Below are 25,493 nucleotides of genomic sequence, written 5' to 3'. Positions count from 1 at the left end.
CCGGCCGAATGTGTACCAGGGCGGGGAAATCGCCGGAGAGAACGTAGCACGCGGCACCACCGCGAGGAATCATGGGCTCGCTCCCACGAATTCCCGGCGAACGCGCGACGTCGGTCTAAACAGGCAGGTCGACCGCGCTGTTTGGGGTGGTCGTGATGGAGATGACCGGCGCGAATATTGTCGCGCATCACACCATCGCGATAGCCCACAGTGCCGGACCGTATTCGCAGAGTCGAACAGGCAATCCGCGTACTGCGGGAGTGCGGACGCTGCCCATTCGGAAATTGCCCGCGGCGGATCAGCCGGTCAACGCGGCCCGGCGGTGACCGCGGTCGCGGCGACCGTGCCGTCGGCGCCTGCCGGGCCCTGGACGGTCACCGACTGGCCCGCCTTGATGTTCTTCACCGTGGACTTCGTGGCGGTGGAGATCGAGGTGTGCGCGTCCGTCTGGACCGTCAGGACGTCGCCGCCCGCGGTCTGCACGTAGATCGTCGACCCGTCGACCAGTTTGACCGTGCCGGTCGTGACGGGCGCGGCCGCGGTGCCCGTCCCGCCGGCGGGCGCACCACCGGCGGGCGCGCCGCCACCGAACTGGCCCGCCGCCGGGCCCTCCGGGCCGTTGCCGAATCCGCGGTTCTGCCCGGTGCCGGACCCGCGGCCCTGCCCGGTGCCGAAGCCACCGCGACCCGCGGTGGCGCCGCTCGTACCCCACTGCTTCTGGACCTGCAGGCCGCCGATGAAGCCGCCCAGCAGCAGCGCGGCCGCGGCCAGCGCCACCGTGCCCCTGTTCCACCACGGCCTGGGCGCGACCCGGGCCAGCTCGCTGGCGAGGTCGTCCGCGCGGCGGTCCTCGGTCTCGGCGGACGGCTCGGGCGCCGCAACAGTGTCGATGGGTCTCACCACGGGGTCCTCACTCGTAGCGCAGGGCGTCGATGGGTCGAAGGCGGGCGGCGCGGGCCGCGGGCAGCCCCCCGAAGAACAGGCCGATGGCGACCGACACCCCAAGGGCGAGCCCGGCGGAACTGGGCACCACCACCGGGTGGATCCCCGCGATCGTGAAGCTGCTGCCGATCAGCGCGGCCGCCACGCCCAGAACGCCACCGATCACGCTGAGCAGGGTCGCCTCGATCAGGAACTGGCCGAGGATCACCCGGCGCGGTGCCCCGAGCGCCTTGCGGATACCGATCTCGCGCGTGCGTTCGGTCACCGTCACCAGCATGATGTTGGTGATGCCGATCCCGCCGACCAGCAGGCTGATCGCGGCGACCGCACCGAGCAGCGCGGTGAACGTCGCGGCGGTCTCGGTCTGCGTCTGCAGCAGCTGGGACGCGTTCTGGATCCGGTACGGCGCTGCGGTGGCGTTGCGGCCCGCCGCTGCACCCGCGGCCGGCGTGACGTTCATCCGCTGGTCGAGGATCGTCGCGACCTCCGACTGCACGGCGTCCACCTTGTCCGGTGCGTTCGCCTCCACCAGGATCGAGGTGAGCGGGCCGTACCCGCTGAGGACCTGGCGGACGGCGGTCAGCGGCGCCACCGCGGTGTCGTTGGCGTCCTGGAAGCCGGTGGCGGACTTCTGCGCCAGCACCCCCACCACCGTGAACAGCGCGCCGCCCACGGTGACCTGCTGGTTGATCGGGTCGACGCCCGGGAAGAGTTCCTGAGCCACGGTCTGCCCGATCAGCACCACCCGCCGCCCCTGGGCGGCGTCGTCGGCGGTGAACGCCGCACCCTGGGCGACCGCGGTGCTCGACGCGGCGAACCAGCCCGGGGTCGTGCCCACGAACGAGCCGACCTGGTGGTCGGCCCCCTCGTACGTAAGCGTCGCCGAGGCAGTGACCACCGGCGACACCGACCGTACGTCGGGTGCGAGCACCGGGTCGGCCAGGGCGTTCGCGATCGGCAGGGTCAGGGCCGTGTCGCTCGGGCCGCCCCGGTTCGCGCTGAGCACGGTGACCGTGTTGGTGCCCAGCGCCGAGATCCGGTCGCTGATCGCCTTCGCCGAGCCGTTGCCGACCGCGACCAGCAGGATCACCGCGGCCACCCCGATCAGGATGCCGAGCATGGTCAGCGCCGACCGCAACTTGTTGGCGGCCAGCCCGCGCAACGCGAAGCGGACGACCTCGTACACGCTCATGCCGCGACGCCGATCGGGGCCTGCCGGACGTCCTCGACGATCTGGCCGTCGACCAGGCGGATCAGCCGCTTGGCCCGGTCGCCCACCTCCGGCTCGTGGGTGATCAGCACGATCGTGCGCCCGGCCGCGCTGAGCCGGTCGAAGATGTCCAGCATGTCGGCGGTGGAGTGGCTGTCGAGGTTTCCGGTGGGTTCGTCGGCCAAAAGCAGGGCGGGCTCGGTGACCAGAGCGCGGGCCACCGCCACGCGCTGCTGCTGGCCGCCGGAGAGCTGGTTCGGTTCGTGCCACGCCCGCTCGGCGAGACCGACGGTCTCCAGCGCGGCCAGGGCGCGGCGGCGGCGCTGCTTCGGGCGCACCCCTGCGTACGCCAGCGGCAGCTCCACGTTGGCCACCGCCGAGGTGCGGGGAATCAGGTTGAACGCCTGGAAGACGAAGCCGATGAGCCGGTTGCGGGCCAGGGCGAGCTGGCGGTCCGCGAGCCGGCTCACGTCGACACCGTCCAGCAGGTACGCCCCGGAGCTCGGCACGTCGAGACAGCCGAGGATGTTCATCAGTGTCGACTTCCCGGAACCCGACGAGCCCATGATCGACAGGTAGTCGCCGCGTTGCACGGTCAGCGAGATGCCGCGCAGCGCGTGCACGGTCGTCTCGCCGTCGCCGTAGACCTTGGTGATCCCCCGGACGTCGAGGACGGGGGCGCTCACTGGCCGCGCCCGATGCCGCGGGTGCCGGTACGCAGGCCGCCGCCGCCCGGTCCGCCGAACGGGCCGCCGAAGCCGCCGCCCGGGAAGCCGTTGCCGGTGTTCGTGCCGGTCGCGGTGGCGGGCAGCACGAGCTGCTGGCCGACCTGCACGCCGGAGGTGATCTGGGTGGTGGTGTCCCCGACCAGGCCGGTCTCCACCGGCTGGAGCCGCCGTTGGCCGTCGGCCAGCACCGTGACCGTGTGCCGGTTGCCGACCGTGGTGATCGCCGCGGAGTTGGCGTACACCGCGTCGGCGACCGTGCCGGTGGTGACGGAGACCGTGACGGTCTGGCCGACCCTGGCGCCGGACGGGACCGTACCCAGGTGCAGCGTCACCCCGTACGTGACGACGTTGTTGGAGGTGGTGGCGGACGGGTCGATCGCGCTGAGGGTGGCGGGCGCCCGGGTCCCGGCCAGCGCGTTCCAGGTGACCGTCGCCGCCTGCTTCTCCTTCAGTTTCGTCGCGTCCGCCTCGGCGAAGCCGGCCGAGACTTGCAAGCTCGTGAGGTCGGCGAGCGCGATGAAGCCGGACGACGACGCCGAGGCGGTCGAGTTCTGCCCGCTGCCGGAGCCGCCGGACCTCGCCGCCGAGCCGGTTCCGGACGCTCCGGTGCCCGAACCCCCGGTACCCGAGCCCGCCGAGCCCGTGCCCGACGACGAGCCGCCCAGCGTGCCGTTGATCGCGGTGACCGTGCCCGACATCGGGGCGGTGAGCACGCAGCCGTCGACGGCGGCCTGCGCCTGCTCGACGGCGACCTGCGCCTGCGCCACGGCGCTCGCGGCGGCAGACGTGTCCGTGCCGGCGGCCTTGGCGCGGCTGAGCGCGGCGTCGGCGGCGCTGCGGTCGGCGTCGGCGGCGTCGAGGCTGCGCTGCGCCGCCGCCGGGTCGACCTTGGCCAGCACCTGACCCTTCTTGACGAGCTGACCGACGTGAACACTGATCGCGGTGACCCGGCCGCCGGTGACGAAGTCGGCCGTGGCGGTCCGGGCGCTCTGCACCGTCCCGTCGGCGGTCACGGTCTTGGTGACGGTGCCCTGCGACACCGGCACCGTCCGGACCGCGGCCGCGGCACCCTGGGCGGCCGCCGACCCGGCGAGGATCTGGTACGCCCAGCCGCCCCCGGCGACGAGCGCGGCGGCGAGGGCGGCGTTGACCGCCACCGTCGGCCGTCGCAGGTTGAGGCGCGCTGGCATGCCGGCCACTGTGCGCGCCCGGCCTGGGAGGAGCTTCGACGCAACCTCGGAGCCGGCTCGGAACCCGCCCTATTCGGGGTCGCCGGCCGTGGGCAGCAGCACCCGGAACGTCGCGCCGCCACCGCGCGCGGCGTCCAGCTCCACCCAGCCGCCGTGCCCGTGGACGATCGCCGCGACGATGGACAGGCCCAGACCGGAACCGCCGCCCTTGCCACGGGTGCGGCTGGAGTCGGCGCGGTACAGCCGTTCGAAGATCCGCGGGGCGTGCGCCGGGGACACCCCCGGCCCGTCGTCGGTCACCTCCAGCACGGCCAGCGCAGCGCCGTCGGCCGCCGGGGCGGGGCCGGACCGTACGCGCGCGGCGCGCGGCGGCCCGGCGGGCAGCCGCCCCACCCGGACCGTGACCCGGGTACGCGGCGGCGTGTGCTGCAACGCGTTGGCGACCAGGTTCGTGGCGACCTGGCGCAGCCCGTGCTCGTCGCCCAGCACGGTGGCCGGCTCGAACGTGTCGGTGTCGTCGCGCAGACCGGCGAGGCGTACCGGCCGGTCGGGGACGCGGGCGTGCGCGTCGCGGATCGTGTCCGCCGCGATCTCCAGCAGGTCGACCGGACGCCGTACCGGTGGGCGCCGCTCGTCCAGCCGGGCCAGCATCAGCAGGTCCTCGACCAGGACCCCCATCCGCCCGGCCTCGCCCTCGATCCGGCTCATCGTCTCGTCGAGCAGCGGGCCGGGCGGGGCGCCGCCGCGGCGGTACAGCTCCGCGAAGCCTCGGATCGAGGTGAGCGGGGTCCGCAGCTCGTGCGACGCGTCCGCGACGAACTGCCGCAGCCGCTGCTCGGAGGCCGTACGCGCGTCGACTTCGACCTCGATGCGGGCCAGCATCGCGTTGAGCGCGAGCCCCAGGCGGCCGGGCTCGGTGTGCGGGTCGGTGTCGGCCACCCGGCCGGAGAGGTTGCCGGCCGAGATGTCCGCTGCCCGCCGCTGCATGTCGGTCAGCGGCCGCAGCCCGAGCCGGACCACGAACGCGGCCCCCGCGGCGAGCAGCCCCAGCACCAGTGCGGTGACGGCGGCGTCGATGAGCAGCAGGCGGTCGGTGGTCTGGTCCATTTCCGACAGGGACAGGCCTACGACGACCACGGCGCCGGTCTGCGGCTCGGCCACGGCGATCATCCGCCAGTCGGTGCTGCCGTCCGCGGCCTCGACCGTGTACGGCCGGGGCCGGGTGGCGCGGGCGGCGGCCTGGGGTCCCGACTCGGCGGCCGGCCGCGCCGGTTCCGCGGCCGAGCTGCGCGACAGGTCCAGCGTGGTGTCCGGCCGGTAGACGTACAGGACCTGATCGGGGCCGAGGCGCAGGCGCCGGTTGCGGACCACGAAATCGGGGCGGGGCGCGAAGTCGGGGCGGGGCGCGAAGTCGGGGCGGGGCGCGAAGTCCGACCGGCTCGCGGCGACCGGGCGGGTCATGGCGCGCAACTGGTTGTCGATGCGGTTGCGCAGGTAGCTGCGGATCAGCACGAGCCCGGCCACGTTGGCCACGACGAGCGCGACCGCCGTCAGTGCGACCACGACCAGGACCAGCCGCGACCGCAGCGTCCACTGACCCCATCGGCGCAGCCCGCCCGCGGGCGCGGCTGCCCGCCCCGCCGGCTCGCTCTGCCCCGCCGCGTCGGTCCGCCCCTCCGAGTGGCTCCGCCTCTCCGAGTGGCTCTGCCCCGCCGCGTCGCTCTGCACTGCAGCGTCGCTCTGCGCCGCCGCGTCGCTCTGCACTGCAGCGTCGCTCTGCGCCGCCGCGTCGCTCTGCCCTGGCGTCATCGCCGGTCCCGCCGCTCAGTCGTCGCCGCGGGGCAGGCGCAGCGCGTAGCCGACGCCGCGCACCGTGTGGATCAGCGGCGCCCCCACCTTGTCGATCTTGCGGCGGAGGTAGTACACGTACGACTCGACGATGCGCCCGTCGCCGCCGAAGTCGTAGCGCCACACCCGATCCAGGATCTGTGCCTTGCTGACCACCCGGCCCGCGTTGATCATCAGGTAACGGAGCAGGTTGAACTCGGTGGGCGACAGATCGATGAGCCGACCGCCGCGGCGGACCTCGTGGGCGTCGTCGTCCAGCTCCAGGTCGGCGTAACGCAGCACTCCGGTGTCCGGCGACGGATCCGGCTCAGACTGGGTGCGCCGCAGAATCGCCCGGATCCGCAACACCACCTCTTCCAGGCTGAACGGCTTGGTCACGTAGTCGTCCGCGCCGGCACTGAGCCCGGAGATCCGGTCCTCGACCCCGTCGCGGGCGGTCAGGAACAGGACCGGCACCTGCCGGCCCGTGGCGCGCAGCCGCCGGGCGACGGCCAGGCCGTCGAGATCCGGCAGCATCACATCGAGTACGACCAGGTCGGGGTCGAAGTCCTCGACCGCGGCCAGCGCGCCATGGCCGGAGTCGGCGACGCGCACGTCGAACTCGACCAGGCGCAGGGTCGCGCTGAGCAGGGCGGAGATGTTCGGTTCGTCGTCGACGACCAGGACCCGCGCGAGCGGTGCCCGGGCCTCGGTGAGCGCGACGCCGGAACGGGATGCCGTAAGCACCCGCCAGGAATATCAACGCCACCTTGGAATTCCCTATGAATCACGCATGCGGGAGCTGGGCCGGACGATCTCGGCCCGAACGTCGCCGCAGGTCACCACGACCGGACGACCACCTCCCCCGCCGAAAGTCCCGAGGTGATCTGGGTGAACCGGTCACCGCGCAGCCCGATCCCGACCGTGGTCCGGACGCCGCCGCGCAGAACGGTCCCGTTCGATCCGGCCACGTCGTGTACGGCGGTGCTCGGCACGCGCAGCACGTCCCGTTCGGCGCCGGTGGTCACGGTCACCCCGGCGCTCTGGCCGACCAGCAGGTTCCCGGGCGCCGTGTCGAACGCGAGCAGCACGCGGTAGCGGACCATGGTCCCGTCGCTGGTCCCGGTCGGGTCTACCTGCACGACCGTGGCCTTGAACGTCGTACCGGGACGGTCGGCCAGCGTGATCACGGCCGGTTGCCGGACCGTCACCCGGCTCGCGTCGGCCTCCGGGAACGCCGCGGTGACCTGCATGTCGTACACGTCGGCCAGGGTGATGAACGTCGAGCCGGAGGCGACGTTGCTGCCGACGGAGCCGGTCACGGTGAGGATCCGGCCCGCGATCGGCGCGGTGATGGTGGTGCCGGCCAACGCGTCCTCGGCGTTGGCCAGGGTGGTGATCGCCGCGTTCACCCGCTGCTCGGCGCTGAGGATGGGGTCCGCCCCGCCGGTCTGCCCGCCCCCGCCACCGCGCTGCCCGCCGGCGGGGTTGCCGCCGCCCGTGGTGGTGCCACGGCTGGTGCCACCGCCCGTCGTCGCGGACCCGCAGCCGCCCGCGGTGGAGCCGCGGCCGGACGCCGGGCTTTGTGCGGAGGGCTGCCCACGCCGGGCGCTCGGAGTACGCGGTGCCGTCGCGCCGCCCGCCGGGTGGGACGTCGGCGGGCCGCTCGGCCCGGATGTCGTGGGCGACGGCGGCCCGGGCGTGGCCGAGGGCGACGGCGAGGTGGCCCCGGGGGTGGCGGCCCCCGGAGTCACGGCCGGTGCCGGGCTCGGCGGCTCCACGGACGGCTCGTGATACACCGCGGGCACCACGCAACCCGCCGGGGCCGGGGCCGCGCTGGACCGTGCCGCGTCCGTCCGGGCCTGGTCGAGCTGCGTACGCGCGTCCTGCAACGCCGTCCGGGCCGCGTCGACCGCCGCGGTGGCGTCCGCGGCGTCGAGTTTCGCCAGGACCTGCCCGGCCGTGACCGTGCTGCCCGGCCGGACCGGCACGCTCGTGACCGTGCCGTCGGTGGCGAAGGACAGGCTGCGGGTCTCGCTCGGCTGCACCGTGCCCTGCGTGGCCACCTCGGTGCTGACCGCGCCGCGGTCCACCGCGACGGTCGCGGCCGCCGCCGGTTTCTCGTCGGCGCTCGCGCCCAGGGCATGCACCGCGCCGGCCCCGAGCAGCGCCGCCCCGGCGACCGCGCCGACCACCCACCAGCGGCGGCGCCGCAGGCCGGCCCGTACTTCACCCATGGTCGGGAAGTGTCACGGCCGGTCCTCGCCGCCGGCTCGGTTCCACCTCGGAGTTGCCTCGGAACCGCGGCATTCCGAGCGAACTCCGAGCATCGTCCGACGTTGCCTGCAGATAGCCGGGCTTGGGTGGGGCCGACACTGCCGGGCGAAGGAGACGAAGCAGACATGCCCAGTGCGCGAACCACGGCGACCCTGCTCCTGACATCCGTGACCGTCATGCTCGCCGCGGGATGCAGCGGCGGCGGCGACACGACCGCCGCCGGCGCGACCCCCGGCGGTCAGGGCCGCGGCCAGCAGTTCACGGCGTATGTCGACTGCATGAAGCAGAACGGTGTGCCGCTCACCCTGCCGTCGTTCGGCCCGCGTCCCGGAGCGTCCGGCCGTCCGCAGGGCACCGGGTACCCGTCCGGGATGCCGCGCCCGGACCGCAGCGGCGGGCCTCGCCGAGGCGGCGGATTCCTGGAGAAGCCCGCCGGGGTCGACGACGCGACGTGGCAGAAGGCCCAGGCGGCCTGCGCAACGCTGCGCCCGAGCGGACGCCCGGGCGGCGGCAACGGGGCGGCCGGGGCGTACCGGAACTGCCTGCGGCAGCATGGGGTGACCCTGGGCGGCAACGCGAACACCGCCGACCCGGCCGTCGCCAAGGCGCTGGAGGCCTGCAAGGTGCTGCGCCCCTCGGCGGCACCCAGCCCGTCCGCCTGATCCGGGTTGCTCGGGTCCGCTGTGGACCTGCAGCGGCCGGCAACGCCCTCGGGCACGGCACCCACCCGGCCGGTGGACGCCGGTGACCGGACGCTGACCCACGACCGGCTCGACGCCGCCGCCAACCGGCTCACCCGGCACGTGCTGACCCGCGGCGCACGCGCGGGTGTCAGGGTCGGCGGCGGGAGCGGTCGAAGCGGGTCGGCCGCAGCGACCGGGGCGCGTTGCCGCGCGACGATGCGGTGCGCGGCTACCCTGACCTGCGGTGCAAGCCGCGCAACGGCGGTGGGTTACGGTCTACCGGACTGCCCCGCAGCGAAGCCGGTGACCAACCCGGTGCTGTCCCGCAACTGTGATGCCGCCTCGCCCGCCGCCCCGCGCGGCGGACCGACGGCGGACGAGCCAGGCCGCCTGCGGTGCCGTCGCGACAAGCGCTTTCGAGGAAGGGCGCCTCGCGGACGGGGTCCCCTGCTCTGTCGGCGATGCACTCAGCCCTCCTCGGCCGACAGGAGGAAGAATGCTCACACGCGCCCCACGCGCGCTGGCCGTCGCGCTGTCCGCGCTGACGGTCACGGCGCTGACGCTGACCGCCGGCTGCTCCGGAGACACGAAGGCTGACCGGGCCGGCAGCCCGGCCACCAGCGGCGCACCGGCGGCCAGCTTCCCGGTGACGGTGGGCAAGGTCACGCTGGCCGCGCGGCCGGAGAAGATCGTCTCGCTGTCGCCCACCGCGACCGAGATGCTGTTCGCGATCGGCGCGGGCAAGCAGGTCACGGCCGTGGACGAGAACAGCAACTACCCGCCGGAGGCACCGAAGGGCGATCTGTCCGGTTTCCAGCCGAACGCCGAGGCCATCGCGGCCAAGAACCCCGACCTCGTGGTGATCTCCAACGATCTCAACAAGATCGTGGACCAGCTCACCCAGCTGAAGATCCCGGTGTTCCTGGCGCCCGCCGCGGTGACGCTGGACGACACGTACCGGCAGACCGGCGATCTCGGCACGCTCACCGGCCACCCCGCCGAGGCGAAGGCCGTGGTCGACAAGATGAAGTCGGACATCGCCCAGATCATCACGACCGTGCCGCAGCGTGCGACGAAGCCGACGTACTACTACGAGCTCGGCAAGGAGCTGTACTCGGTCACGTCCAAGACGTTCGTCGGCTCGCTGTTCACCATGGCGGGGCTCACCAACATCGCCGACCCGGCCGACGCCGACGGCGCCAAGGGCGGCTACCCGCAGCTGTCCGAGGAGTTCATCGTCAAGGCGAACCCGGACTACGTCTTCCTGGCCGACACCAAGTGCTGCGGGCAGTCCCCGGCCACGGTCAAGGCGCGCAGCGGATGGTCGAACGTGACCGCCGTGACCAAGGACCAGATCGTCGGCCTGGACGACGACATCGCCTCCCGGTGGGGCCCGCGCGTCGTCGACCTGCTCCGCACGATCGTCACCTCCACCACCAAGGCCGGCTAGTGGCCCGGCGCCCGGCACCGGGACGCGCGCCGTCCGCCGGCCCGCCGAGCGCGGCCGGCGTACGTGTGCCGGACCGGCCCGGGCGCCTGCGGGCCCGCTGGGTGCTGCTCGGCGTGCTCGCGGTGCTGCTCGCCGCGATCGCCGGGCTGTCCCTGGGGCCGGTCAGCCTGCCCCCGGGCGGGGTCGCCGCGGAACTGCTCGACCTCATCCCGCGCGTGCACCTCGACAGCGGACTCAACGCGCGGGAAGCCGCGATCGTCACCCAGCTCCGGCTGCCCCGGGTGGTGCTGGGCCTGCTGGTCGGCGCGATGCTGGCCCTGGCCGGAGGCTGCTACCAGGGGGTGTTCCGTAACCCGCTGGCCGACCCGTACCTGCTCGGGGTCGCCGCCGGGGCCGGGCTGGGCGTCACCGCGGTCATCACGATGCGGGTCGGCCAGACCGGCGGCGTCACCTCGGGGCTGCCGGTCACGGTGCCGATCGCCGCGTTCGCCGGGGCGCTCGGCGCGGTCGTGCTGACGTACGTGCTCGGGGTGGCCGGCGGCCGGGACCGTTCACCGGCGACGCTGATCCTGGCCGGTGTGGCGGTGTCGGCGTTCCTCGCGGCCGGGCAGACGTACCTGCTGCAGCGCCACGCGGACGCCATCCAGGAGGTGTACTCCTGGCTGCTGGGGCGGCTGGCCACCGGCGGCTGGCACGATGTGCTCGTGCTGCTGCCGTACGCGGTGGTGACGGCCGTCGTGGTGCTGCTGCACCGCCGGGAGCTCGACGTGCTGTCGGTCGGCGACGACGAGGCCGCCAGCCTGGGCCTGCACCCGCAACGCTCGCGGTACGTACTGATCGCGGCGGCGTCGCTGGGCACCGCCGCGGCGGTGTCGGTCTCCGGGCTCATCGGTTTCGTCGGCATCATCGTGCCGCACACGGTTCGTCTGCTCGCCGGGTCCAGCTACCGGGTGATCCTGCCGTTGTCGATGCTGTTCGGTGCGGCGTTCCTCGCCCTCACCGACCTGGTGGCGCGGACCGTCGCGGCGCCCGCGGAGATACCCATCGGGGTGGTGACCGCGTTCGTCGGGGCGCCGTTCTTCGTACTGGTGCTGCGCACGGCCCGGCAGGCGGCATGACACCGGCCGCCGCCGCATCACCGCCGGCCGTCGAGGTCGCCGGGCTGCACGTGTCGCTGGGCGGCGCGGGGATCCTGCACGGCGTCGACCTGACCGTCCACACCGGCGAGTGGGTGACGGTCATCGGCCCGAACGGCGCCGGCAAGTCGACGCTGTTGCGGGCGGTCGGGGGCTTGCTGCCGTACACCGGGTCGGTGCGGCTGCTCGGGTCGCCCAGCGAACGGCTGCGCCGCCGCGACCGCGCCCGGATGGTGGCCACGGTCATGCAGTCACCTGTGGTTCCCGCGGGCATGGCGGTGCTGGACTACGTCCTGCTCGGGCGTACGCCGTACATTGCGCCGCTGGGCCGCGAGTCGGCGGCCGACCTCGATGCCACGCACGCGGTCCTGGAGCAGCTCGATCTGGCCGGGTTCGCCGGGCGGCAGTTGTCCACGTTGTCCGGTGGTGAGCGGCAGCGGGTGTTCCTCGCCCGGGCGCTGGCGCAGGGCGCGACCGTGCTGCTGCTGGACGAGCCGACCAGCGCGCTGGACATCGGCCACCAGCAGGAGGTGCTGGAGCTGGTCGACCACCTGCGCAAGCAACGGCAACTCACGGTCGTCGCCACCATGCACGACCTGTCGATCGCCGGGGAATACGCGGACCGTCTGGTGCTACTCGCGGACGGGCTGGTCGCGGCCAGCGGCGCGGCGCACGAGGTGCTCACCGAGGAATTACTCGCGCGTCATTACCGTGCGCGCGTACGCGTGATCGACGGCGAACACGGCCCGCTGGTCGTCCCGGTGCGGGCGCCGGCTCCCTGAGCCGGTGAGGTATCTCTCGCCTGCCTCGATCGGAAAACGCTTTCCGGGCAAGGGAATCCGCTCGGCGAGCTTGTCAAGGTAAGTCGTCTCACCTCGGGTCCCCGGCTGGCCTGCCGATGGGTCAGGTCGGATGCCCAGGCTCGTCCTGCGGCGAGCCCGACGTGAGGAGAACCAGCATGGCTGACCGACATACGCGCCGCCGCACCGGAACGCATCACCCGGACCGCGGCCAGCACAGTGGTCCCGCCCGTACCAACAAGCGCCTGCGGCACGGTGTCACCGTCGCCCTCGTCGGCGCATGCGTCGCCCTCGTACCTCCGGCCTCAGCGGCCGCCGCGAACACCGCCGGTCACGCCGCCGCGCACCGCGCCACGGCGACCGCACACCACAAGACCCCCCGCAAGGCGCCTTCCGCGCGTAAATCCCCCAAGGCGCACGCGGTGGCCACACCGCGCGAAGCCAAGGCGGTCGCCAGGGAGATGGTTTCCGCCCGCGGCTGGAGCACAAAGCAGTACAAGTGCCTCGTCAAGCTCTGGACCCGCGAGAGTCACTGGCGTGTCACCGCCAAGAACTCCTCGACTCGCGCCTACGGCATCCCGCAGGCGCTGCCCGGCCGGAAGATGCGCTCCGCGGGCACCAGCTGGCAGACCGACGCGGCCACCCAGATCCTGTGGGGCCTGCGCTACATCGACGGCCGCTACGGCAGCCCCTGCCGAGCGTGGCACCACAGCCAGTCCACCGGCTGGTACTGACCGGTCCACCCGCCGGCCCGGCCCACCGCTCACGGGCTCTGGGCCGGGGTCGGCGGGACAGGGCGGTTCCGCACGTCGCGCAGCGCGTCGACCAGCGCTCCCTGCGCACGGGTGTCGGGATGCTCGGGGCCCAGCGCGCGCCGGCAGGCGTGCCACAGTTCACCGGGGACGGTCATCGTCAGGTCCTCGTCCGCACGCAACAGTGCGAGCAGCAGCGCGGACTGGGCGGCGAGCTGGTGATGCGGACCCAGCGTACGGACCACGTCGTCGAGCAGAGTCTCCAACTCCGCGACGACGCCCGGCCCCGGGTCGTCCGCCGCATGCGCGTCGGCGATGTTCAGCCGGGTCCGCAGCGTGTCGGGGTGATCGGGACCGAGGATCCGCACCTGGTCGGCCAGCAACGAGGTGAACGCGTCGGCAGGCCCGGCGAGGTCTCCGGCCCGCGCGGTGGCGTGGACCAGTTCGCTGCGCGTGATCAGCGTGTGCGGGTGGTCCGGTCCGAGCACCCGTTCACGTACGGCCAGCAGGTCGGCGAACTCGGCGGCGGCGGTGGCCGGGTCACCGGCGATGCTGCGCCACCGGGCCAGCTCGTGGCGGGTGCTCAGGGCGTCGGGATGTTCCTCTCCCAGGAACCGGCAGGTGTCGGCGAGCACCGCGGTCAGCTCGGTGACCGCGCCGGCGGCGTCGCCGGCCTCGCCCCGGCAGGCGGCAAGATTGTGCCAGGTCGTGAGCGTGTCGGGGTGACTCGCGCCGAGGATCGCCACCCGGTCGCTGAGCAGCGATTCAAGGTCCGCCAGCGCCTGGGTGGTGTCCCCGGCGAGCATCCTCTGCCGGGCGAGGGTGTGCCGTGCGGTGAGCGTGGCGGGATGGCGCAGACCGTGCACGCGGCGCCGGGCGGCGACAAGCTGCTCCGCGTTGGCCGTGCTCCGCAGGTCACCGCTGGCGCCCTGCCACAGCGCGAGGTTGCCGAGCGCGGCCAGCGTGCACGGATGCTCGGCGCCCAGCCGGTCCGCGGCCGTGGCATGCAGCCGGTGGAAGTGGGCGGCGGCCACGGTGACCTGGCCGATCTCGGCCAGGCTCATGCCGGTGACCGCCAGCACGGGGTGATACTCGTCAACGGTCCACAGTTGCTCGTCGGCGTGCCGGGTCAACGCGTCGGCGTTGGTACGCAGACGGGCGCCCAGCTCGGGTTCGCGGCCGCCGCCCGGCCAGACGTCGACGAGCGCGTCCGCCGCCGCCCACGCGACCGCGGCCAGGTGGTCGGCGGGCATGCGGTCGCGGACGACACGCTGGACGAGGTCGTGCACCCGGACCAGCCCGTCGTCCGCGGTGGCCAGGCTGAACAGGTGCAACTGCCGCAGCCCGTCGCGTACCTCGTCGGCGTCGACCTCCGGCCACCGGTCGTCGGTGCCGGCCGCGCGAGCGTACCCGAGCCAGTTGCGGGCGGCGCCGGTGGCGAACACCGCGGCGGGTACGCCGCCCGCGTCGAGCAGGGCGGCCAGCTCCAGCAGGGGCCGGGCCAGGCCGGCGGGCCGGGCCCGGTCGGCGGCCTCGATCGACAGTGACCAGGTCACCGGCACGGTCCGCAGATAGTCGTCGGGCACGCGATCGGCGGTCGGGAACAGCTCGTGCATCTGCCGGCTGCGGTCGGCGAAGCGGCGCCGGTAGCCGGAGCAGTCGAGGTCCAGGTCGGTCATGTACGCGGCGGCCTGGCCCAGCGCCAGCGGCAGCCGTCCCAGGTCGGCGGCCACGCCCGCGACGTCGTCGGCGAGCCGCTGCGGCAGCGCGGCGCGCAGATACGCCTCGGCCTCAGCCGTGGCGAACACGTCCACCTCCAGGCGCGGACCTCCGACCCCGGCCAGGGCGGTGTCGCGGAGCCGCGTGGTGATCAGGGTCTGTCCGGTGGGGACGTCCCCGGGTGGCCGCAGGTCCTTCAGGTCGGCCGGGTCGGTGAGGTCGTCCAACACCACCAGCCACGGCTGGTCGGCGGTCGCCAGCCACGCCAGGAACCGCTCCGCGGCCCGCAGCGGGTCGGCGGCGTCGGCGTCCGCGACCTGAGCCCCGGCGTCGGCGTACCGGGAGACGATCGCGTCGCGGGACGCGGCGTCCACCCACACCACCAGGTCACCGGCGGCCAGCCGGGCGCGGGCGTGCGCGGCGGCGAGCTGTGTCTTGCCGACACCGCCGAGCCCGGCCAGTACGCGCGCCTGCGCGGACGGCGACGCCGAGGCGAGTTCGGCGGACTCGGGTCGCCCGTGGAAGCACTGCGCCTGCGGCGGGATCCGCCCCACGAGCCGTCCCTTGCCGGGACGGGGCGCCGGTCGCGGGCCGCGCTGGGCGGCGTCGAACCGGGCCCGCCAGGTCAGCTTGTCGATCTGTTCTGGGGACAGTGGCCGGCGGCGGCTCGCGGCGTACCCGGCGCAGGCGTCGATGAACGCGTCCACGGTCGCCCAGCGTTTCCCGCCCGCGCTGCCGGCGCTGTTCACCTCGGCCAGCGCGGATCTGCTGACACTGTGGCCGCACCGGTCGGCGTGCTCCTTGAGGCTCGCGATGGTGGGGCCGCCGGCCAGTGTGTGCAGCCGCCGCAGGTGCCCGCGTAGCTCGTCGTCGTGCTCCTGCGCCGTCATCGCGTCTCCCGGCAGTGGTGGGGGTGTCCAGTGTCCAGAACTGGATCGGGCCGGACGGCGTGACGGCGAACGTGGATCGCATCGTCATCTGCGGAAAGGAACATCAGATGTGGCTCGACTGGATCCACGCCGGGTGGGCTCGCCTGCCCGAGGCAACCATCGCGTTGCGCTTCGCCACCGCGCTGATCGGATTCGTGATCGCCGTACCCGTGCTGGCGCACCGGGTACGGCGTTGGGTCCGGCGGCGGCGGTGAAACCCCAGGACCGCGGCGCTCAGGAGCGGGTCGGCGTCGTACCGGTGAGGCGGGCGATCGCGTCGAACAGCGCCGAGCGGGTGAACGGCTTCTCCAGCAGCACGCTGTTGGCGTCCAGCTGGACCTGCGGTCCGAGTGCGGCGGCGGTGTAGCCGGACATGTAGACGACGGGCAGGCCGGGGCGGTGCGTACGCATCTGTTCGGCGAGCTCGGGCCCGGTCATGGTGGGCATCACGACGTCCGTGATGAGCAGGTCCGGCTCGGCGCCGGCCTGCACCAGCCGGACGGCGTGGCGGGCGTCGGTGGAGACCGTGAGGGTGTACCCGGCGGGCTGCAACAGACGCTCGACGAGCCGGGCGACGTCCGGCTGGTCCTCCACGACCAGCACCTCCTGGACGGCAGTGACGGTGGCCGGCCCGGTGCTCTCCCGGTCGGCCGGTTCCACCATGGCGGGCAGGTACAGGTGGACCGTGGTGCCCATGCGCGGTTGCGACTCCAGCGTGATCGCGCCGCCCATGCTGCGCAGGATTCCCGCCGTGGTGGCCAGGCCCAGCCCGGCGGAGGTCGCGCGGGTCGAGAAGAACGGTGTGAACGCGCGACGCCGGGTCTCCTCGCTCATCCCGACCCCGGTGTCCGCCAGTGTCAGGCACACCACCGGCCCGGTGAGGGTGCTGCCGGCCAGGTCGCCCGGGCTCAGTTCGAGGTTGCTGGCGGTCACCCGCAACACGCCGCCGTGCGGCATGGCGTCGCGCGCGTTGGCGGCGACGTTGACCAGCGCCTGTCCGAGCGGGCCGCGTTCGGCGCGCACCGGGCGGGTGTCGGGGCCGAACGCGATCTCCAGGCTGATGTGCTCGCCGAGCGTACGGCTCAGCAGCGCCTGCACCTCGTTGAGCAGGTCGGGCACGGGCACGGTTTCGGGCCGGTGCCCGTCGGTCCGCCCGAACGCGAGCAGCTGGTGGGTCAGCGTCCGCCCGGTGGCCGCGGCGCGCACGATGTCCATGGCGAGCTGATGCTCGGGCGAGTCCGGCTCGACCCCCGACGCGATCATCTCGGCGGATCCGGCGACCACGGTCAGCAGGTTGTTGAAGTCGTGCGAGATCCCGCCGATGAGCTGGCCGAGGCTGTCCAGCCGCCGCAGGTGGTCGAGTTGCCGTTTGAGGCTGCGGGCGTCCACCTGGTCGGTGGTGTCCGTGATGATGCACAGCGATCCGCCGGCCTGGTCCGGGTCGTCGGGTTGCGGCACCATGCCGATCCGGACCCGGCGGCGTGAACCGTCGGCCCGGATGAGCTGCGCCGCGCCGACGGTCGCCCGCCCGGCTTGGCTCTCCACCAGGCGCCGCGACAGCTCGGCCTGGCCGCGGTCGTCCAGGAAGCCGTGCATCGGCAGCCCGACGAGCTGGCTGCCGGGCAGGCCCAGGGTCACACCGACCGGCTCGTTCGCGTACGTCACCAGCCCGTCCGCGTCGAGCTGCACGACGCCCTCGGGAATGGTCTCCAGGACGCGGCGGTACCGCTGCTCGCTGGCCCGCAGCCGTTCCAGCGACTGGGCCGACGACAACGCCAGGCACAGTTCCCCGGCGATGTCGCGGGTGAGCTCGACGTCACCGGCCCCGTACGTGCCGTCCGGGTCGGTGCGCACCACCAGCAGGTAGCCGACGTACGCGTCATCGACGACGACCGGGCACAGCACGGCGGCGTGGACGCCGAGGGCGTCCGGCCGCTGCGATGGCGTACCGGCCAGGTCGCTGGCCTGGTCCGGGGCCAGCGGCGACAGGACGATCGGCTGCCGTGTCGCGATCATCGTGGTGGAGTGGCCGTCCCCGGGCGGCGCGCCGCACCGGTCGAGCGCGTCGGCCAGCATCCGGCGCAGGCCGGAGTCCGGGTGATGGAACGTGATCGCGTCGTACCGGCCGTCGCTGTCGAGCAGGGCGATCCCGGCGCCGTCGCCGACCATCTGCACCGCGGCGCGGATCACCGTTTCGCGCACGGTCCGGGTGTCGGTGGAAGCCTGATCGAGGCTGCGCGCGAGATCCGCCAGCGCGTACCGGCGGGAGTGTGCCATCGCCGTCATGTCCGTAACTATTCCAGCCTGCGCGGACCCGGAGGCTCGGGTTGGCGGAACTGCTACCGCGGGGCCCGGCGCGCGCCCGGCTCCGCGGCCGAACCTCCGGCCACTGGCACGGAACGTGGTCGGCCACCGTCACGCAGCGTCGACGAGCGTCAGCTGAGCCAGACGGGATTGCTGAGCGCGGCCATGGTGGTCAGCGTGGTCGAACTCGGCTGCGGTCGCAGCACCTCGGCCCGCACGAAACCGGCGTCGGCGCCGCGGGTACGCCACGTAACCACGCCGGCGCCGGACCGGCCCACGAGGCCGACGGCCACCTGCCCGCGCCCGGTGTGCAGGGAGACGGTGCAGCCGGGAACCCCGGCGACCCGGGCCGTCACGTCGACCGTGTCGTCACCGACCGGCAGCGCCTGGCCCGGCCCGGCCACCCGGCCGCCCGCCGCGGCCGTCAGGTCGAGCGTCACGTCGGCCGACTCGGCCAGGTACGAGCGACCCGCCCGCACCCCCGCCAGGATCGCTGAGCGCGATAGCTCGGAGGCGTACACCACGGTCTGCGGCAGGCCGACGACGTCCGCGGGGCCGTGCGCGTCGCTGTTGCCGAGCGCGGCGACGCGGCGCCCGTCGCGCAGCAGCCCGTCCCAGATGCGGACCGAGTTGGTGTCGTCGAGCGACCACGGGCCGTTCCACACCTCGATGCCGTCGACGTGGTCGTAGCCGAACTCCCACGTCGAGCCGGGCCCGGGCGAACTGGGGTGGGCGGCGACCACGATGCCGCCGCCCGCGCGGACCGTGTCGGCGTACGCGGCGAACTGTCCCTCGCCGGGCCCGTACCGCCAGTCGATCCAGCGGTCGGGGGGCAGGCCCAGGGCGAGCCAGTGCCCGTGCCGGGTGGTGACCTCCTCGCCGCCGATGATCAGCAAGTCGTCGGTGGCGGATCGGCCCCAGATCTGGTTCGCCGCGCGGGTGTTGTGCTCGGTCGAGGCGACGAAGTCCAGGCCGCGGGCGCGGGCGTCGGCGACGAGCTGGTCCGGGGTGCGCTGGCCGTCGGAGTGGACGGTGTGCAGGTGCATGTCGCCGCGGTACCAGCCCGGCCCTCGCCCGGTTGCCTGCGCGGGCGCCGGTGACGGCTCGAACGCGGGCCCGGGCGGGCCGAACTCCAGCGTGACCTCGACCGTCCAGTCCATGCCGCGCGGGTCGTACACGATCGGGCCGAGCGCGACCGCCCACGTGCCCGGCACGATCGGGCCGGCCAGATATCCCGGGGTCGCGTCGGAGGCCGACAGCGTGAAGGAGCTGCGGGCGCCGCCGGACCAGCCGCGGAATCCGGCCTCGTCGCCGGCGAACCACCCGGCCGCACCGAAGATGCCGATGTCGAGCACGTTCTCCAGCAGGCCGGGGACGAGCACGAACGGGTGGAACGTCCGGCTCACCGAGATCCGGTTCACCCCGTCAGGCACGTGGAACGGTACGTAGGCCCACTGGTCGAACCCGGCCGGGGAATGGCCCGTGAACGTGGTGGTCGTGGAGCCCGGGTCGGGCGCGCCGGCGCGGGCGGCCCGGGCGGGCAGCATCGGGAGCAGGCCGCCGAGGGCGACCGCGCCGCCGAGGCGGAACACGTCGCGGCGGCGGACGGCCGGTCGGGGCTGGTCGCGGTCCGAGGTCATGGCGGGGTCCATTCCGGATGGTGGGACGCGATCGACTTTTGTCGATGCTAGTCCGTGGCCGCCCGGGTCTCCACCCCCCGGCTGACGCGGATGCCGGTGACCGCGGGATGCGGCCACCGGTCACCCGGATCGTCAGGCGGCGGCCCGCTGCACCGCGGTCGCCGGGTTGCCGTCGACCGCGGCGGCCAGCTGCGGCACCAGCTTGTCGAGCAGGTAGGGCAGGCTCAGCGGTGTGACGAACGACGTGGCCGCGCCGACGAGCTCGTTGTTCTCGAGGAAGACGTCCCGGCCCTGGGTCTTCACGTCGAGCTTGGCGTAGAGCGGGTCCGCCTGCACCTTCGCCTTGTCCTTCGCGTAGTCGTCGACCAGCCAGATCAGGGCGTCGGTGTCGAGCATGTCGGTGTGCTCGCGGCTCAGGTTCGCGCCGAACTCCTTGCCGGTGACCGCGGCCAGCCCGTCGGGCAGTTTGAAACCCAGGTCGGTGAGCAGCCGGCCGCGGGAGTCCTGCGGGCCGTACACGTAGTAGCCCTCGAACGTGGTGGCCATCAGGCCGGTCGCGCCGGCGAACCTGGGGTTCGCGGTGCGGACCGCGGCGAACTTCGCCTCGACGTCCGCCACGACCTTGTCGGCCTGGGCCTTGCGGCCGACGGCCGTGCCGACCGTACGGGTGAGGTCCTGCCAGGAGACGCCGTAGTCGACCGTGTCCTGGGGCTGCGCCACGGTCGGCGCGATCTTCGACAGTGTCGCGTAGTCCTCAGCGGTCAGTGCGGAGTAGACGCCGAGGATCAGGTCGGGACGCAGCGCCGCGACCTTCTCGAACTGCAGGCCGTCGGTGTTCGTGAGCACCTGCGGCTTGGCGGCGCCACCGAGCGCGGCCTGCGCCCACGGCCAGATGGCGCCGGGCTTCTGGCCGAACCACTCCGTGGTGGCGACCGGCACCACGCCGACCGAGAGCAGGGCGTCCTGCTCGACGAGGCCCACCACGACGATCCGCTTCGGCTCGGACTTGATCTCGGTGGTGCCGTACTTGTGGGCGAGGGACACGGGGAAGGCGCCGGACGCCGCCTGGCCGGCGGGGGCTGCCGGGGACTCCGCCTTGCCGCCGCAGGCCGCCAGCAGCAGCAGGAGCCCGGTCGCCGCCACGGCGGCGGTCCGCCGGAATGTAGGTAGCCGCACGGCTGATCCTCTCTGGGTACGAGGCCCCCGGGGCGGTGACCTCTGCCGGGAGTGTAGGTTAGCCTCACCTAATCACGCGACGCGGACGGACGGAGGTCACCTTGACCCCCACCACGGCCGTACGCCCGGCCACGACGTCGCGCGACACGCTGTCGCGCACCGGGCGGCGCGGGGCCGGTCTGGTCGCCGGGCTCGCCGCGCTGGCCCTCGCGGTGGGCCTGAGCATCGCGGTCGGCAGCCGCTGGATCGGCGCCGGCACCGTCTGGCAGGTGCTCTGGCACGACGACGGCTCGCCGTCCGCGGTGATCGTGCACCAGCTCCGGCTGCCCCGGACGCTGCTCGGGCTCGGCGTCGGCGCCGCGCTCGGCCTGGCCGGCACCGTGATGCAGGCGCTCACCCGTAACCCGCTGGCCGAGCCGGGCCTGCTCGGCGTCAACCTCGGCGCCGCCACCGGGGTCGTGCTCGCCATCGCGTTCCTCGGCATCGGCAGCGCCACCGGCTACGTCTGGTTCGCCTTCGCCGGGGCCGCGCTGACCTCGGGCGCGGTGTTCGCGCTCGGCGGCTCCGGCCGCGCACCCACCCCGGAACGCCAGGTCCTCGCGGGCGTCTCGCTCACCGCGGTGCTCGGCGCCGGTGTCTGGGCGGTGCTGGTGACCCGGCGCGAGGCGTTCGACCGGTACCGGCACTGGGACGTCGGCTCGCTCGCCGACCGGGAAACCGCCACGGTCCTGCAGGTCATGCCGTTCCTGGTGGCCGGCATCCTGCTCGCCGTGACACTGGGCCGGCAGCTCAACGCGCTGAGCATGGGCGACGACTCGGCCACCGCGCTGGGCGCCCGGCCGGGCCGGATCCGGGCCCTCGGCATGATCACGATCACGTTGCTGTGCGGCGGCGCCACCGCGGCCTGCGGGCCGATCTGGTTCCTCGGGCTCGCCGTGCCGTACGCGGCCCGGCTGTTCACCGGCTCGGACCATCGCTGGATCCTCGCGTACTCGCTGGTCCTCGGCCCCACCCTGCTGCTGGCCGCGGACGTGGCCGGGCGGGTCCTGGTGGCCCCGGCCGAACTGCCGGTCGGCGTGGTCACCGCGTTCCTCGGCGCGCCCCTGTTCATCGCGTTGTGCCGCCGTCGCCGGCTGAGCGTCCTGTGACCGCCGGCCTCCAGGTACGCCGCACCGGCCGCGCCCACCACCTGGTGCTGCGCGCCCCGGGCGGGCGCCTCTCGCTGCGGGTGCACCTGCGCGCGCTGATCACCGGGACCGTGCTGCTGCTCATCGCGCTGAGCGTCGCGCTGGTCAGCCTGTCCACCGGCGACTTCCCCGTCCCGGTCGCGGACGTGCTGCGCAGCCTGATCGGCCAGGGCGACCCCGGCACCGACTTCATCGTGTACGAGCTGCGGCTGCCGCGCGTGCTGATCACCCTGCTGGTCGGTGTCGCGCTGGGCGTCAGCGGCACGATCTTCCAGGGCCTGACCCGCAACCCGCTGGGCAGCCCCGACTTCGTCGGCCTGACCGTCGGCGCGGCCAGCGGCGCCCTGGTCGTCATCCTGCTGCTCGGCGGCGGCATCCAGGTCGCGGCCGGCGCGGTCACCGGCTGCCTCGCCACCGCGGTCGCCATCTACCTGCTCGCGTTCCGGCGCGGGGTGCAGCCGTTCCGGCTGGTGCTGATGGGCATCGGGGTGTCCGCGCTGCTCGACTCGGTCAACTCGTACCTGATCTACCGCAGCCGGCTGGACGAGGCGCTGGCCGCCCAGCTCTGGCTGATCGGCAGCGTCAACGGCCGAGGGTGGACCGAGGTCGCGCTGGTCGCCGTCACGGTCGCCGTGCTGCTGCCGATCGTCCTGCACCACGGCCGCCACCTCGACATGCTCGCCCTGGGCGACGAGACCGCCGCGTTGCACGGCGTACCGGTGGAACGCAGCCGGGCCGTGCTCGCACTGGCCGGAGTGGGCCTCGCGGCCGGAGCGACCGCGGCGGCCGGACCGATCGCGTTCGTCGCGCTGGCCGCTCCCCCGCTCGCGGCCCGGCTCACCCGCTCGCCCCACGCCGGGATCCTGCCCGCCGCGCTGATGGGCGCCGCCCTGCTCAGCGCCGCCGACTGGGTGGCACAGCACGCGCTGACCGGCCACGACGTCCCCGTCGGGGTCGTCACCGCCGCGCTCGGCGGCATCTACCTGACCTGGCTGCTGTTCCACGACCGACGCACCGGCGGATGAGGAGACACCGATGAGCGACGCGCGGTTGCGCGCCGACGCGCTGACCCTGTCGTACGACCGGCGGGTCGTGGTCACCGATCTCGACGTACGGATCACCGACGGGTCGTTCACCGTGATCGTCGGCCCGAACGCGTGCGGCAAGTCCACTCTGCTGCGTTCGCTGGCCCGGGTGCTGAAACCGCAGTCCGGCACGGTCCACCTGGACGGGCAGGCGATCGAGGCGTACCCGTCGCGGCACGTCGCCAAGCAGCTCGGGATGCTGCCGCAGTCCCCGGTCGTACCGGGTGGCATCGTGGTGGAGGAGCTGGTGGCCCGCGGACGGTTCGCCCACCAGCGGCTGCTGCGGCAGTGGTCCGCCGAGGACGAGGCCGCGGTCGCCGAGGCGATGCGGCTCACCGAGGTCGCCGAGCTGGCCGACCGGTTCGTCGACGAGCTGTCCGGCGGCCAGCGTCAACGGGTGTGGCTGGCCATGGCGCTGGCCCAGCAGACGCCGATCCTGCTGCTCGACGAGCCGACCACGTTCCTGGACCTGGCGCACCAGTTCGAGGTGCTCGACCTGTGCGCCGAACTGCACGAGCAGGGCCGCACGATCGTCGCGGTGCTGCACGACCTCAACCACGCCTGCCGGTACGCCACCGAGCTGATCGTCATGCGCGGCGGACGGATCCTGGCCCAGGGCCCGCCCGCCGAAGTGATGACCGCGGAGCTGGTGGATGCGGTGTTCCACATGCCGTGCCGGGTGATGAACGACCCGGAGACCGACACCCCGATGGTGGTCCCGGCCAGCCGCCAGCGCCGCCGCGCCGGCCAGGCCATTCCCGACCGGGCACCGGCGTGAGCCGGATGATGTCTGCCGCGCTGGGCGGGCAGCGGCGCCGCATCACGTTCAGCGCGCTGCTGGTCACCGGCCACCAAGCCGGCGAGGTCGCGGTGCCGTACCTGATCGGCGTCATCATCGACCGGGCCGTTGCCGGTGGCGGCGACGACCTGATGCTGTGGCTGGCCGTCCTCGGTGCCATCTACATCGGCCTGAGCTACAGCTACCGGTACGGCGAGCTCACCGGCGAACGCGCCGCCGAGCAGGCCGCCCACGACCTGCGCCTGCGGGTGACCCGGCGCGTCCTGCACGATCGCGGCGGCGCCGAGGCGGACCGGCTGCCCGGCGCGCTCGTGTCGATCGCCACCAGCGACGCCGCCCGGGTCGGCGCGGTCGCCATCGCGATCGCGTCGGGCGTGGCCGCCGTCGCCGCGGTCGGCTTCACCGCGGCCCTGCTGCTGTCCATCTCGATCCCGCTCGGGCTGCTGGTGCTGCTCGGCACGCCGCCGCTGATGCTGCTCACCCGCGTACTAGGCAAGCCCCTGGAGGACCGCAGCGAAACCGAGCAGGAGCACGGCGCCCACGCCTCCGGCATCGCCGCCGACCTGGTCGGCGGCCTGCGCGTACTCAAGGGCCTGCGGGCCGAGGACGCCGCGGTCGAACGGTACCGGCAGCGCAGCCGCAGCGCGCTGACCGCGACCGTGCACGCGGCCCGCGCCGAGGCCGCGTACCAGGGTGTGGTGCTCACGCTCAGCGGGGTGTTCCTGGCCGTCATCGCGGTGGTCGGCGGGATCCTCGCGGCCCGCGGCGACATCACGGTCGGCCAGCTCATCTCGTCGGTCGGCCTGGCCCAGTTCCTGGTCGGCCCGATGTCGACGTTCGGCTGGGTGGGCGCCGACCTCGCCCAGGGCCGCGCATCGGCCAGGCGCATCGCCGCGGTGCTGGACACCCCGGCCGCCGTGCCGGGCGGCGAGGCCGCACCGGCCACGCCGGTGCGGGGCGCGCTGACCGTACGCGCCGTGGACAGTGCCCCGCTGCGCGGCATCGACCTCGACGTGGCACCCGGGGAACTCGTCGGCGTCGTCACCACCGACCCGGCCGAGGCGGCGCAGCTCGTCCGCCTGCTCGGCCGGACCACCGACCCGGCGACCGGCACGATCGAACTCGACGGCACCGCGCTCGCCTCGCTGGCCCCCGACCGGCTGCGCGCCGCGGTGCTGGCCGCCGAGCACCACACCGACCTGTTCGACGGTACGGTCCGCGACGCCGTCTCGCTGTCCGGGCGCGCCCGCACCGCGGCGGTGGACGCCGCGGTGCACACCGCCGGGGCGGACGAGGTCGCCCGCACGCTGCCGGACGGCCTGGACACCGTGCTGGACGACCGGGCCCGCTCGCTGTCCGGCGGGCAGCGGCAACGGATCGCGCTGGCCCGCGCGCTGGCCGCGGAACCGGCCGTACTGGTCGTGCACGACCCGACGACCGCGGTCGACGCGGTCACCGAGGCCCGCATCGCCGGTCGGCTGCGGTCGATGCGCGACGGGCGGACCACCGTGCTGGTCACCACGAGCCCGGCCCTGCTGGCGGTCACCGACCGGGTGATCGTCGTGCACGACGGTGCCGTACGGGCCGGCGGCAAGCACACCGACCTCGTCGCCACCGACACGATCTACCGCGAGGTCGTCCTCTCGTGACCTTCTTGAG

The 25,493-nt window shown here is 73.9% G+C and carries 21 protein-coding genes; 10 read left to right on the top strand and 11 right to left on the bottom strand.

The features are described from left to right. Positions 1-306: 306 nt before the first annotated feature. The 7 genes from ACMCNK_RS03330 to ACMCNK_RS03300 form a co-directional block, all read right to left on the bottom strand. On the bottom strand, positions 307-900 hold the full coding sequence (locus ACMCNK_RS03330; RefSeq protein ID WP_412734899.1) for a hypothetical protein: 594 nt from the start codon (positions 898-900) through the stop codon (positions 307-309). Positions 901-910: 10 nt separating this feature from the next. Beyond that, positions 911-2,134: an ABC transporter permease gene (locus ACMCNK_RS03325; RefSeq protein ID WP_412734898.1), complete on the bottom strand. Its 1,224-nt coding sequence runs from the start codon at positions 2,132-2,134 to the stop codon at positions 911-913. After that, the gene (locus ACMCNK_RS03320) at positions 2,131-2,838 is read right to left on the bottom strand and encodes an ABC transporter ATP-binding protein (RefSeq protein ID WP_412734897.1); all 708 of its coding nucleotides are present in this window, start codon (positions 2,836-2,838) and stop codon (positions 2,131-2,133) included. The genes ACMCNK_RS03325 and ACMCNK_RS03320 overlap by 4 nt, the downstream gene beginning before the upstream one ends. Beyond that, entirely contained in the window at positions 2,835-4,070 is a 1,236-nt protein-coding gene (locus ACMCNK_RS03315; RefSeq protein ID WP_412734896.1) for an efflux RND transporter periplasmic adaptor subunit, read from the bottom strand. The genes ACMCNK_RS03320 and ACMCNK_RS03315 overlap by 4 nt, the downstream gene beginning before the upstream one ends. A 69-nt stretch (positions 4,071-4,139) precedes the next feature. Further along, positions 4,140-5,879, bottom strand: coding sequence for a sensor histidine kinase (locus ACMCNK_RS03310; protein ID WP_412734895.1), 1,740 nt, complete (start codon positions 5,877-5,879; stop codon positions 4,140-4,142). A 15-nt stretch (positions 5,880-5,894) separates the two neighbouring features. Further along, entirely contained in the window at positions 5,895-6,644 is a 750-nt protein-coding gene (locus tag ACMCNK_RS03305) for a response regulator transcription factor (protein ID WP_412734894.1), read from the bottom strand. A gap of 92 nt (positions 6,645-6,736) precedes the next feature. Further along, entirely contained in the window at positions 6,737-8,134 is a 1,398-nt protein-coding gene (locus tag ACMCNK_RS03300; protein WP_412734893.1) for an efflux RND transporter periplasmic adaptor subunit, read from the bottom strand. A gap of 165 nt (positions 8,135-8,299) precedes the next feature. On the opposite strand from ACMCNK_RS03300, the gene ACMCNK_RS03295 reads away from it, so the two are divergent. The 5 genes from ACMCNK_RS03295 (at position 8,300) to ACMCNK_RS03275 (ending at position 12,977) form a co-directional block, all read left to right on the top strand. Then, on the top strand, positions 8,300-8,836 hold the full coding sequence (locus ACMCNK_RS03295) for a hypothetical protein (protein ID WP_412734892.1): 537 nt from the start codon (positions 8,300-8,302) through the stop codon (positions 8,834-8,836). Positions 8,837-9,353: 517 nt separating this feature from the next. Next, on the top strand, positions 9,354-10,307 hold the full coding sequence (locus ACMCNK_RS03290) for an ABC transporter substrate-binding protein (protein ID WP_412734891.1): 954 nt from the start codon (positions 9,354-9,356) through the stop codon (positions 10,305-10,307). 65 nt (positions 10,308-10,372) lie between these two features. Beyond that, complete coding sequence (locus ACMCNK_RS03285; RefSeq protein ID WP_412740738.1) at positions 10,373-11,425, top strand: FecCD family ABC transporter permease; 1,053 nt, start codon at positions 10,373-10,375, stop codon at positions 11,423-11,425. Beyond that, the gene (locus tag ACMCNK_RS03280; RefSeq protein ID WP_412734890.1) at positions 11,422-12,225 is read left to right on the top strand and encodes an ABC transporter ATP-binding protein; all 804 of its coding nucleotides are present in this window, start codon (positions 11,422-11,424) and stop codon (positions 12,223-12,225) included. The genes ACMCNK_RS03285 and ACMCNK_RS03280 overlap by 4 nt, the downstream gene beginning before the upstream one ends. 176 nt (positions 12,226-12,401) lie before the next feature. Further along, a complete protein-coding gene (locus tag ACMCNK_RS03275) occupies positions 12,402-12,977 on the top strand; it encodes a hypothetical protein (protein WP_412734889.1) in 576 nt (191 codons plus the stop codon). Between the two features lie 29 nt (positions 12,978-13,006). Here ACMCNK_RS03275 and ACMCNK_RS03270 read toward each other — a convergent pair whose 3' ends face one another. After that, positions 13,007-15,604 (bottom strand): tetratricopeptide repeat protein, encoded by a 2,598-nt coding sequence (locus ACMCNK_RS03270; RefSeq protein ID WP_412734888.1) that lies wholly within the window; start codon positions 15,602-15,604, stop codon positions 13,007-13,009. Between the two features lie 23 nt (positions 15,605-15,627). On the opposite strand from ACMCNK_RS03270, the gene ACMCNK_RS03265 reads away from it, so the two are divergent. Further along, positions 15,628-15,858 carry a hypothetical protein gene (locus ACMCNK_RS03265; protein ID WP_412734887.1) on the top strand — a complete coding sequence of 77 codons (231 nt, stop codon included), beginning with the start codon at positions 15,628-15,630 and terminating at the stop codon, positions 15,856-15,858. Positions 15,859-15,877: 19 nt separating this feature from the next. Here ACMCNK_RS03265 and ACMCNK_RS03260 read toward each other — a convergent pair whose 3' ends face one another. The 3 genes from ACMCNK_RS03260 to ACMCNK_RS03250 all read right to left on the bottom strand — a co-directional run bounded on the left by ACMCNK_RS03260 (position 15,878) and on the right by ACMCNK_RS03250 (position 20,763). Next, positions 15,878-17,929 (bottom strand): response regulator, encoded by a 2,052-nt coding sequence (locus tag ACMCNK_RS03260; RefSeq protein ID WP_412734886.1) that lies wholly within the window; start codon positions 17,927-17,929, stop codon positions 15,878-15,880. 149 nt (positions 17,930-18,078) lie between these two features. Next, positions 18,079-19,587, bottom strand: coding sequence for a CehA/McbA family metallohydrolase (locus tag ACMCNK_RS03255; protein ID WP_412734885.1), 1,509 nt, complete (start codon positions 19,585-19,587; stop codon positions 18,079-18,081). A 132-nt stretch (positions 19,588-19,719) separates the two neighbouring features. Then, positions 19,720-20,763, bottom strand: a complete 1,044-nt coding sequence (locus ACMCNK_RS03250) for an iron-siderophore ABC transporter substrate-binding protein (protein WP_412734884.1) — start codon at positions 20,761-20,763, stop codon at positions 19,720-19,722. Between the two features lie 101 nt (positions 20,764-20,864). On the opposite strand from ACMCNK_RS03250, the gene ACMCNK_RS03245 reads away from it, so the two are divergent. The 4 genes from ACMCNK_RS03245 to ACMCNK_RS03230 are packed head-to-tail and all read left to right on the top strand — an operon-like array spanning position 20,865 to position 25,483. Continuing rightward, positions 20,865-21,911, top strand: a complete 1,047-nt coding sequence (locus tag ACMCNK_RS03245) for a FecCD family ABC transporter permease (RefSeq protein WP_412734883.1) — start codon at positions 20,865-20,867, stop codon at positions 21,909-21,911. Beyond that, positions 21,908-22,975 carry a FecCD family ABC transporter permease gene (locus ACMCNK_RS03240; RefSeq protein WP_412734882.1) on the top strand — a complete coding sequence of 356 codons (1,068 nt, stop codon included), beginning with the start codon at positions 21,908-21,910 and terminating at the stop codon, positions 22,973-22,975. The genes ACMCNK_RS03245 and ACMCNK_RS03240 overlap by 4 nt, the downstream gene beginning before the upstream one ends. 10 nt (positions 22,976-22,985) lie before the next feature. Further along, a complete protein-coding gene (locus ACMCNK_RS03235; RefSeq protein WP_412734881.1) occupies positions 22,986-23,813 on the top strand; it encodes an ABC transporter ATP-binding protein in 828 nt (275 codons plus the stop codon). Positions 23,814-23,821: 8 nt separating this feature from the next. Beyond that, the gene (locus ACMCNK_RS03230; RefSeq protein ID WP_412734880.1) at positions 23,822-25,483 is read left to right on the top strand and encodes an ABC transporter ATP-binding protein; all 1,662 of its coding nucleotides are present in this window, start codon (positions 23,822-23,824) and stop codon (positions 25,481-25,483) included. Positions 25,484-25,493 lie beyond the last annotated feature (10 nt).

Source organism: Krasilnikovia sp. MM14-A1259, assembly GCF_047159535.1.
GTDB lineage: Bacteria > Actinomycetota > Actinomycetes > Mycobacteriales > Micromonosporaceae > Actinoplanes.
Note: the sequence above shows the minus strand (reverse complement) of the source record. Positions and strands in the feature narration are given on the sequence as shown.

Coding starts and splice junctions, on each gene's coding strand:
- ACMCNK_RS03325 (WP_412734898.1), bottom strand. CDS start 2,134: ATGAGCGTGTACGAGGTCGTCCGCTTCGCGTTGCGCGGGCTGGCCGCC.
- ACMCNK_RS03315 (WP_412734896.1), bottom strand. CDS start 4,070: ATGCCAGCGCGCCTCAACCTGCGACGGCCGACGGTGGCGGTCAACGCC.
- ACMCNK_RS03310 (WP_412734895.1), bottom strand. CDS start 5,879: ATGACGCCAGGGCAGAGCGACGCGGCGGCGCAGAGCGACGCTGCAGTG.
- ACMCNK_RS03300 (WP_412734893.1), bottom strand. CDS start 8,134: ATGGGTGAAGTACGGGCCGGCCTGCGGCGCCGCCGCTGGTGGGTGGTC.
- ACMCNK_RS03295 (WP_412734892.1), top strand. CDS start 8,300: ATGCCCAGTGCGCGAACCACGGCGACCCTGCTCCTGACATCCGTGACC.
- ACMCNK_RS03290 (WP_412734891.1), top strand. CDS start 9,354: ATGCTCACACGCGCCCCACGCGCGCTGGCCGTCGCGCTGTCCGCGCTG.
- ACMCNK_RS03280 (WP_412734890.1), top strand. CDS start 11,422: ATGACACCGGCCGCCGCCGCATCACCGCCGGCCGTCGAGGTCGCCGGG.
- ACMCNK_RS03275 (WP_412734889.1), top strand. CDS start 12,402: ATGGCTGACCGACATACGCGCCGCCGCACCGGAACGCATCACCCGGAC.
- ACMCNK_RS03270 (WP_412734888.1), bottom strand. CDS start 15,604: ATGACGGCGCAGGAGCACGACGACGAGCTACGCGGGCACCTGCGGCGG.
- ACMCNK_RS03260 (WP_412734886.1), bottom strand. CDS start 17,929: ATGACGGCGATGGCACACTCCCGCCGGTACGCGCTGGCGGATCTCGCG.
- ACMCNK_RS03255 (WP_412734885.1), bottom strand. CDS start 19,587: ATGACCTCGGACCGCGACCAGCCCCGACCGGCCGTCCGCCGCCGCGAC.
- ACMCNK_RS03235 (WP_412734881.1), top strand. CDS start 22,986: ATGAGCGACGCGCGGTTGCGCGCCGACGCGCTGACCCTGTCGTACGAC.
- ACMCNK_RS03230 (WP_412734880.1), top strand. CDS start 23,822: ATGTCTGCCGCGCTGGGCGGGCAGCGGCGCCGCATCACGTTCAGCGCG.